Consider the following 9,486-nt stretch of genomic DNA (forward strand, 5'->3'; position numbering starts at 1 on the left):
TTTTGTTTCTATAATGTTGTTTTCTAACACGGGAACGCCACTTAGGTTTTTTTTAAAGATGGTACCAAGAGTTTTTTTATCTATTTTTAAATTATTTAGTGCTATGTTTTTTGATATGGAAGAAATAACATTTTTTGTTGATAATCTCAATATATTTTTGCCTATAAATGTATTTATAACAAGTCCAAAATTTGCTTTAAGAGGTTTATCAAGCGTGCTTTTTCGTTTTAACACAAATGAAACAACATTTAAATAATCAGCATAATAAGCATCTGATAAAAGTTCTATGCTAATATGTTCAAATGAATTTACTATTTTATAATCACTCAAGAATACTTCATGCATTATCTTATCTGAAGCCAGATGTGATAAATACCCAAGCGCAAATGATAATTCTTTTTCATTTTTTGCACTATTGATAAGCTTATTAGCAAAATCAAAATTGTGTGAGTTATTTTTCTTTGATACAAGTTTTTTTGCAACCATAAAATCCGGAGCTAAACTACCGTATAAAAATTCCCAAAAATTGTTTGAAACGATAGGATAAAAAACGCTTCCATAAGCTTTAAGCTCATCGAGCAAGTTAAACGATATAAGTGTATGTATGCCTGGCCCCCATGCAAAAGCCATTTGTGGTATAAGTAAAAAGATAAAAAAAGTTAAGAAAATTAACATAAATGTATTTGCTATTTTATACATTTTTTTCTAATAATCAAGCAAAAAAACGCCACCAATATTGCGACCAGTAAGCTTATCTCTTCTGTAAGAAAAAAAATCTTTACTTTCATAAGTGCATATTTTTAAATCAACTATATTATTCCTATTAATGCCTTTTTCTATTAACGATTCAATTATAGATGAACTCAGTGATAAAAATTTTTTACCATCTTTGAATTTTATAAATTTCTGGTCAAATAAATTTGCAACATTGTCTTTGACTTCATAGCAATTCTCACAAATATGAGGACCTAATGTTACTATAATATCTTCATTTTTAGAGCCAAGACTGTAGAGTTTTTCAAGCATTTTTTGCGAAATTTTCAAATATGCACCCTTCCAACCACTATGAACACTTGCTATTATCTTGTTTTTTGTATCCAAAAATACTACAGGACAGCAATCGGCAAACTTTATAGACAAAAATACACCCTTTTTATCAGTAAAAAAACCATCGGCATCAGCAACCTCGCCATTGTACTCAACAATCCTGTCAGAGTGCACCTGGTTTAATGTGGCAATCACACTTATATTAAGCTGTTGTTTAACAATCTCAAGGTTTTTTTCTACATTTAATACCAGATCACCCACAGTAGAACTGACATTTAAAGAATCAAAAGGAGGTTTGCTTACACCTGATTCTCTATCAAAAAAAACGCATCGTGCACCAAATTGCCTGTATCTTTCATCTTCAAAAATCATACTAAATACTCACTGCCATAATAAGAAACTAATTTTTCAGGTATTTTAATATTTCCATCTTTTGTTTGGAAATTTTCTAAAATTGCCGCAAAACATCTACCAACAGCAACACCAGAACCGTTTAGTGTATGTGGATAATAATTTCCCTTACTTCCTTTTACTTTTATTTTAGCCCTTCTTGCTTGAAAATCAAGTGTATTTGAACAAGATGAAATCTCTCTGTAGCGTTTTTGCGAAGGAAACCATACCTCCAAATCATATGTTTTGGCACTTGCAAAGCCTAAATCACCGCTACACAACATAACTACTCTATAAGGTAAACCTAATTCTTTTAAAACCAATTCAGCCTGGTTTGTTAGGCTTTCCAACGCATTAAATGAGTCCTGAGGTTTGGTAAATTGCACAAGTTCAACTTTATTGAATTGATGCTGTCTGATTATACCACGGACATCTTTACCGTAGCTCCCTGCTTCTTTTCTAAAACATGCGCTGTAGGCTACATATTTAATAGGAAGCAATGATTCATTCAATAGCTCATCTTTGTGAAAATTAACCAGTGGTACTTCTGCTGTAGGGATTAAAAATTGACCTTCCACATTATAGGCTTCTTCTTTAAATTTTGGAAACTGACCTGTACCAATCATACTATCTTCATTTACAATATAAGGAACAATGACTTCAATGTAGCCATTTTTAGTGTGCAAATCAAGCATAAAATTGATTAAAGCTCGCTCTAATTTTGCACCCTGATTTTTATAATAAACAAACCTGCTACCAGAAACCTTAGCAGCCCTATCAAAATCCAAAATATCCAAATCTTTTGCGATCTCATCATGGGCTTTTACTTCAAATTCAAATAACTTTGGTTCTCCAACCCTTCTAATTTCAACATTTTCGCTCTCGTCTTTACCTATCACAACTGCTTCATCTACTAAGTTTGGCACTAAAAGCCACATGGAAAAAAATTCATCATTTTTTTTAGATAAACTTTCTTCAAGGTTTTCAACTTCAGCAGCTATACTTTTGACTTTTGCTTCGAGTTCTCTTGAATCGCCTTTTTTTGCTTTAATAGTACCAATTTCCTTAGAAATTACTTTTCTTGTGTGCAAAAGCGAATCTATCTCGGATTTAATTTTTCTTATTTGTTCGTCAAGCTCAATAAGTCTATTCAAATCTATACTTGTATTGCCTCTTTTTTTTAGGGCATCTTCAATTAATTTTGGGTTTTGTCTTAAAATACTCACATCAAGCATTTACAACCTCTATCAAATATTGTTTAAATTCTTCTTTGATTGAATCATCCTGTAAGGATAGCTCAACTGTAGCTTTGAGAAAACCTAACTTTGATCCGCAATCAAATCTTTTGCCTTCAATCAGTTTGCCATATATAGCTTCTTTTGTAGATAAAAACTTTATGGCATCAGTTAATTGCAATTCATTATTTTTTCCATAAGGTATTGACTGTAATGCTTCAAAAATACGAGGTGTAAAAATATACCTGCCAATAATAGCAATATTACTTGGTGCTTGGCCAGGGCTTGGTTTTTCAACGAACTGGTCAAGCTTATATATATTTTCTTCAAATTTTATACCACCAACTATCCCATATTTGTCTGTTTCTTTTTGATCGACCATTTCAAGACCAAGCACAGAACAGTTATATTTATTGTAAACTTCCATTAATTGCTCTATCGCACCTTTTTCATTAATAATTATGTCATCTGGCAAAATCACAACAAACGGTTCATTACCCACAACATCTTTTGCTCTCAAGATTGCATGTCCAAGACCCTTCGGCTCTTCCTGGCGCATGTAAACAAAATCTGCCATATTGCTAATTGAACGCATCTCTTCAATTAGTTCTTCTTTATGGTGCAGCTTTAAATGAAACTCAAGCTCAAAAGAAATATCAAAATAGTCTTCAATCGCCCTCTTACCTCTGCCTGTTATTAATATTACCTGTTCAATACCTGCATCAACTGCTTCTTTTACACCGTAGTGAATTAAAGGTTTATCTACCAAAGGCAACATTTCTTTTGGCGATGATTTAGTAACAGGCAAAAATCGGGTTCCAAATCCTGCAACCGGAAACACAGCTTTTCTTATTTTAGACATGTCAACCTCCAAGTGATTTATCAATTAACTCAAGCGTATGTAACGTTTTTATCTCATCATGACCTGCAATATGCAAAGCTTCTGATAATTGCATAATACATGCACTGCAACCTGTCACAAGTACTTGAGCTTTACTATCCAATATGTTGTCAATTTTTCTTGAAGCAATTTTCAAAGATAAATCTCTATAGTCTATACTAAATGTACCACCATTGCCACAACATCTATCGGCTTCTTTCATTTCTTTAAATTTTGCAGCATGCTTTATTAAATCTCTTGGTTCATTTTTAACCTTTTGCGTACGCTTTAGGTGACATGGATCGTGGTAAGTTACAGTTAACCCAGTGTCCTTTAATCTATCTTTTATATCTGTATTATCATATAGGTATTTTACCGGGTCAATTATCTTTTCTGCAAATTCAGTAGCTTTTTTTATGTATTCTTCATCATCAAAATACATAAATAGTTTTGGATAATCAAACTTCATCATGCTAGCGCAAGTTGGCTCAAGAACCACTAAATAATCAATATCTTGATTGTAAAATAAATCAATGTTTCTTTTGGCAAGAATTTTTGCATCATCAAAATTACCGCTAAAATAAATAGGAGCACCGCAACAACTTGCTTTTTTTTCTATTGAGTAACTAATATTTAGTTTATGTAATATATTTATAAAAGCATCACCTATTTTTACATATGTATAATTTATCAAGCATCCAGGAAAAATTGATATTTTTGCATTTTTTCCGTAACTTTCATATTTGTGATAAAAAGTTTTTGGCGCTAAAGGTGGTAGTAGTCTGTCTTTATCAACAAAAGGTAATTTTATTTTTAAACTATTAGACTGTCTTGATGTATTTGTATTTTTGTTAAATAAAAAAACAGATAATAAATTTGCACTTAGAGCACTTAAATCCATAAGGTTCCTATTGAGAAGGATTTTTGCCATTACTTTTTTATAAAGTGGCAAACCATGTAATTCTACAATCCGCCTTCTTGCAATTTCAACTATTGTATCTGTACCAGAATCATTTGGGCAAGCTTCAACGCAAGTGGTGCAAAGAAGACACTTATACAGGTAATCTTTGGACTTTTCACTATCAAAATCAAAGTTGCCTTTTATAAACTCACTTAATAAACTTATATGACCACGGGCAACAAAAGGCTCCTGGCGCAATTCCTTAAAAACGGGACATACACTGCGACACAGACCACACTTTACGCACGATTCCCACTCTTTTTTTAATCTCTCATCCATTATAGTTTCATTTTATGAGGGTTTAGTATATTGTTTGGATCAAATGCATATTTTATTTGTTTGTATAACTGTATTGTTCTTGAACCCACCTGGCGCTCCAGATAATCTTGCTTGGTTATACCAATACCATGCTCACCGCTAATAGAACCACCTAACTTTAAACATTCATCAAAAACTTCATCCATTGCTTTAAATGCCCTTTTTTCCTCATCTTTATCTTTAATATTGTACATGATATTTGTATGAATATTACCATCACCTGCATGACCAAAATTGACTATTACAACATTGTACTTTTTTGCGATTTCTTGAGTTTTTTTAATCATTTCAGCAATTTTAGAGCGTGGCACAACTATATCTTCGTTCAGTTTGCCATCAGCTATGCGCTTTAGCGTAGGTGAAATTGACCTTCTTGCAAGCCATATACTTTCTTCTTCTTCAATTGAATGTGCAATTTTAACTTTTGCTCCATTTTCAGTGCATATTTGCACTATTTTTTCTACATCTTCTTTAATTTGAAATTTTGAGCCTTCCACTTCAATAATCAAAATAGCATCGGCATCTGTTGGCAAATTAGCTTTCAGAGCATCTTCTACTGTAAGTATCGCTTGATGATCAACAAATTCTAGAGAACTCGGTATAATTTTATTTTTTATTATATCACTTACAGTTTTAGCTGCAAAGCTCATATCATAAAAAGTAGCTTGCAATGTTTGACTACCTTGCGCAATCGGATGTAACTTCAATAGCGCTTTTGTTATAATACCTAGTGTTCCTTCACTACCTACAAATAGCTGTGTTAAATTGTATCCTGCAACATCTTTAACATTTTTAGATCCAATATTAATTATAGAACCATCTGCAAGCACAACTTCTAAACCTAAAACCCAATCTTTAACTACCCCATACTTAACCGCTTTTGGACCACCTGCATTTTCTGCTATATTACCACCAATTGATGAAAACTTCCAGCTTGAAGGATCCGGTGGAAAAAACAGACCAAACGGCTTTAATTTCACCTGTAAATCATAATTTACAACACCAGGCTCAACTGTAGCAATCAAATTATCTAAATCAATCTCTAGTATATTATTCATAAGTTCCATTGAAAGCGCAATCCCACCATCAATATTTAAAGCTCCACCACTAAAGCCACTTGCACAACCTCTTGCAACAACAGGTATTTTATTTTCGTTTGCAAACTTTACTATTTTGCTTACTTCTTCAGTATTTTTTGGAAGTACCACGCAATCTGGCATATACATTTTTTGCGTGGCATCGTAAGCATACTGCAGCCTATCAATTTTTTCATCTAAAAAACGCTTTCCCAGCAAATCCTTTAAATAATCAAATTTCATATTACGCCTAATTTATAATATGGTTATCAAAAAGTCAATGGTGGCTATACATTAGCATTTAATTCTATAAAATGTTTAATTGCTTTAATACTGTTTTCTTGCTCAAAATTTCTTTTTTTTGTTTTAAGCTTTGCTAATTTTTCAGGTAAATCTATTTTGAAGCCCAAAGCATCTTTTATTACCTCGCTAAATTTAGCAGGGTGAGCAGTAGCAAGACACACAGCTTGTTTGCCTTCACTAAAAGCTGCTTTAACTCCACAAGCAGTATGCGGGTCTATTATATAATTATACTTTTCATAAAAATCTTTAATAGTTTGCAAAATCATCAAATCGCTTACCCTGTATGAACTAAATTCGTTTTGTATTTGGCTTAATTTGTCTGTAAAGATAAGTTTACCATTTTTATTTAATTGGCTCATTAAATCTTTAACTTTATTGCAATCTTGATTGTATAAGTAATAAATATACCTTTCAAAGTTACTGGCAAGTTGTATGTCCATAGACGGGCTTAGCGTTTTTTTAACATTTTGCTTTGAATAATCACCGAAGCGTACAAACCTATATAATACATCATTTTCGTTTGTGGCTAAAATAAGTTTTTCTACTGGCAAACCCATTAATTTTGCCAAATATCCAGCAAATATATCACCGAAGTTGCCCGTTGGGACACTGAACAATACATTTTCACCTACTTTTAAAAACGCATAATAATAATATACAATCTGCGCTAAAATTCGGGCAAAATTAATAGAATTGATAGAGCCTAAATGGTACTTTTCTTTAAATGCATTATCTTTAAAAATTTCCTTTATGATATTCTGGCAATCATCAAAGGTACCATTTATGGCTATTGGAAAAACATTTTCGTCTTCAATATCACACATTTGAAGTTCTTGAGTAGGGCTTACACCATTTTTAGGATAAAGTATAAATACCTTAACATTTTTCTTACCTTTAAGTCCATAAATTGCTGCGCTACCTGTATCACCACTTGTAGCGCCAAGCACATTCAATGTTTGATTGCTCTCATCTAAAATATACTCAAAAAGGTTACCTAAAAACTGCAAAGCAATGTCTTTAAATGCATAAGTTGGACCATGGAATAACTCCAATATATATAAATCATCAAACTGCTTCAAAGGTGTAATTTCACTATCATCAAAAGCAGAGTAGCTTTTATCAATAAGCTCGTATATTTTATCTTCTCTTATATCGCCTATGTAGAGCTTGAATATCTCAAATGCAATAGATTTAAAGTCCTGCTTTTTTAAATCCTGTGGGGAAAGTTTTGGCACATACTCAGGCACAATAAGCCCACCATCAGTTGCAAGACCCATCATTATTGCATCTTTAAAGCTAATCTTATCTACACCACATCGTGTGCTTTTATAAAACATATATTCTCCTTAATTATGCGGTATACTGCTTGCAGCCCCTGCAAAATATTTCAAATCCTCGTTTGTAAATTTCATACCCAAACCTATAAAAGGCGATCTTGATTGGCTATTTAATAAGTCATTAACGCCACCATACAGATAAAAATGTCTCAAAATTCTATAAGAAGCTTGAATCCTAACTTGTGCATTGTGATCCCTTATATCATTTGAGTGATTAAAATCAAATGCATCCGCTGTTAATTTCAGATTGGGTGTAACATAATAATCAGCGCCTACGCCAAAAGTTGACTCAATAATGCCGCCTCTTATAACTATGTTGTTATAGCGCTTACCCATTTCTGCAGTTATGCGCGTTTTTGTATCTTGGCTGGAAGGATTTGGTGTGTTTTCGTAATTCTTCTCATTAACCGCTTCAATTCTATAAAACCTATCAGGTGCTGTATATATATTAACACCTGCAATACCCATAGAATTTCCGCCTCGCGTTAGGTAGTTGCCCTGAATGTTTGCCTGCACAAGTATTCTATTCATGCGGCCAAAGTACTCTTTTAAATCTTTAAGTGTTGAATTTAGGTTATCATAAACACTCTCATCATTAACAAGCTTACCCACTGTGCCTTTGCCTTCATTAATCTTTCTTGAAATCTCATCGATATTTGCCGTTGCATTATTAATATTATTGTAGATTTCATCTTTTGTCATAAGGCCACCAATGGTTCCTTTTCCTTCTTTAACATCTTCTGTTAAAGCATAAATATTATCCAAAGAAGCATTGAGTTTGCCCATTGATTTTTTTGCATTTTCAAGCGCTACTTTTAAATCAGGTCTTGATTGCAAAACAGTTTCGTTTATATTTGACATTGCCTGGTTAAATGCAAGCATTGCCTGTTTTGCTTCTAAAATTGTCGCCCTGAGTGCCGCCCTGTTTTCATTGACTACTTCATTTAAATTAGCCGTTAATACGGCAATATTTTCAAGCGCTTTAGCAAGGTTATCTCTGTTTTGCTGATTTAGCACTTCACTTGCACCACGTACAACATTATTTAATCCAACAGCAGATTGTGTATACACAAAAGACTGATTATTGGCTAAATAAATATTACTTTTGCCTTGTGTAATCTCAATGTAGGTTTCTCCAAGCAAGCCTGTTGTAGAGATTGAACAAATTGAATCTTTTGGTATTTTATAATTAGAGTAAATTTCCATAGCAACTCTAGCACCCTGTGGTGTTAATTCAATATTTTTAACATAACCTACTTCAACACCAGCAACAGTTACTTTAGCCTTATTTTTCAGCCCAGATACATTTGAAAATGTCGCATAAAGTGTGTATGTTGGTCTTTTTGTAAGGCTAATTTGACCAAGCTTTATTGTCATTGCCCCAAACAACACTATTATAGCAAAAGCAAATAGCCCAATTATTGTCTCTTTTTTCATTAATCAGCCTCCTTTAAATGCATCTAAAAACTCTCTAACAATTGGCGAATTTGATTTAAAGAAATTTTCCTTTTCATCAAACTCTATAATTTTTCCACCGTCTAAAAAGCCTATAAAATCAGCAATCAAGTTTGCTACATCAAGATCATGCGTTATAACCAGACACGTTGTATTTAATTTAGCTTTCATATCTTTAATAAGTTTTGCTATAGAATATGAAACAATTGGATCCAGTCCTGTAGTAGGCTCATCGAAGAAAATTATTTGAGGTTTTGTAATAATAGCTCTTGCCAAACCAACGCGTTTTTTCATACCGCCAGACAATTCACTTGGGTATTTTTCTTCTACACCAGCAAGTTCAACCAAATCTAGAACACGCTTTACTTCGTCTTTGATAAACTTTTTCTTAATCAACTTATGTTCAACAACAGGAAAAGCAACATTTTCAAAAACATTCATCGAATCAAACAGGGCAGCTTCTTGAAAGAGCACACCAAATTTC

Annotated in this window: 9 protein-coding genes; all 9 read right to left on the minus strand. The window is 32.8% G+C overall.

Features of this window, described 5'->3' with window-relative positions; translation table 11 throughout:
• The coding region (locus Q0C22_RS06050; RefSeq protein ID WP_291492781.1) for a zinc dependent phospholipase C family protein at positions 1–699 on the minus strand (699 nt) is incomplete at its 3' end.
• Positions 700–705: 6 nt separating this feature from the next.
• A complete protein-coding gene (pgeF, locus tag Q0C22_RS06055; protein ID WP_291492783.1) occupies positions 706–1,419 on the minus strand; it encodes a peptidoglycan editing factor PgeF in 714 nt (237 codons plus the stop codon).
• Complete coding sequence (gene serS, locus Q0C22_RS06060) at positions 1,416–2,672, minus strand: serine--tRNA ligase (RefSeq protein WP_291492785.1); 1,257 nt, start codon at positions 2,670–2,672, stop codon at positions 1,416–1,418. Before serS ends, pgeF begins: the two co-directional genes overlap by 4 nt.
• Positions 2,665–3,534: a UTP--glucose-1-phosphate uridylyltransferase GalU gene (gene galU, locus Q0C22_RS06065; protein ID WP_291492787.1), complete on the minus strand. Its 870-nt coding sequence runs from the start codon at positions 3,532–3,534 to the stop codon at positions 2,665–2,667. Before galU ends, serS begins: the two co-directional genes overlap by 8 nt.
• Before the next feature lies 1 nt (position 3,535).
• Positions 3,536–4,792, minus strand: a complete 1,257-nt coding sequence (locus tag Q0C22_RS06070; protein WP_291492789.1) for a (Fe-S)-binding protein — start codon at positions 4,790–4,792, stop codon at positions 3,536–3,538.
• Positions 4,792–6,150 (minus strand): FAD-linked oxidase C-terminal domain-containing protein, encoded by a 1,359-nt coding sequence (locus Q0C22_RS06075; protein ID WP_291492791.1) that lies wholly within the window; start codon positions 6,148–6,150, stop codon positions 4,792–4,794. The genes Q0C22_RS06070 and Q0C22_RS06075 overlap by 1 nt, the downstream gene beginning before the upstream one ends.
• A gap of 44 nt (positions 6,151–6,194) precedes the next feature.
• Positions 6,195–7,547, minus strand: coding sequence for a threonine synthase (gene thrC / locus Q0C22_RS06080; protein ID WP_291492793.1), 1,353 nt, complete (start codon positions 7,545–7,547; stop codon positions 6,195–6,197).
• Positions 7,548–7,556: 9 nt separating this feature from the next.
• Positions 7,557–8,984, minus strand: a complete 1,428-nt coding sequence (locus tag Q0C22_RS06085) for an MlaD family protein (RefSeq protein WP_291492795.1) — start codon at positions 8,982–8,984, stop codon at positions 7,557–7,559.
• A gap of 3 nt (positions 8,985–8,987) precedes the next feature.
• On the minus strand, positions 8,988–9,486 hold a 499-nt coding region (locus Q0C22_RS06090; RefSeq protein WP_291492797.1), incomplete at its 5' end, for an ABC transporter ATP-binding protein.

This window comes from Desulfurella sp. (assembly GCF_023256235.1).
GTDB lineage: Bacteria > Campylobacterota_A > Desulfurellia > Desulfurellales > Desulfurellaceae > Desulfurella.

Bases quoted from the DNA above. Each gene is read 5' to 3' on its own strand.
- Q0C22_RS06075 (WP_291492791.1), bottom strand. From the start codon at position 6,150: ATGAAATTTGATTATTTAAAGGATTTGCTGGGAAAGCGTTTTTTAGAT.
- serS (WP_291492785.1), bottom strand. From the start codon at position 2,672: ATGCTTGATGTGAGTATTTTAAGACAAAACCCAAAATTAATTGAAGAT.
- thrC (WP_291492793.1), bottom strand. From the start codon at position 7,547: ATGTTTTATAAAAGCACACGATGTGGTGTAGATAAGATTAGCTTTAAA.
- galU (WP_291492787.1), bottom strand. From the start codon at position 3,534: ATGTCTAAAATAAGAAAAGCTGTGTTTCCGGTTGCAGGATTTGGAACC.
- pgeF (WP_291492783.1), bottom strand. From the start codon at position 1,419: ATGATTTTTGAAGATGAAAGATACAGGCAATTTGGTGCACGATGCGTT.
- Q0C22_RS06070 (WP_291492789.1), bottom strand. From the start codon at position 4,792: ATGGATGAGAGATTAAAAAAAGAGTGGGAATCGTGCGTAAAGTGTGGT.
- Q0C22_RS06085 (WP_291492795.1), bottom strand. From the start codon at position 8,984: ATGAAAAAAGAGACAATAATTGGGCTATTTGCTTTTGCTATAATAGTG.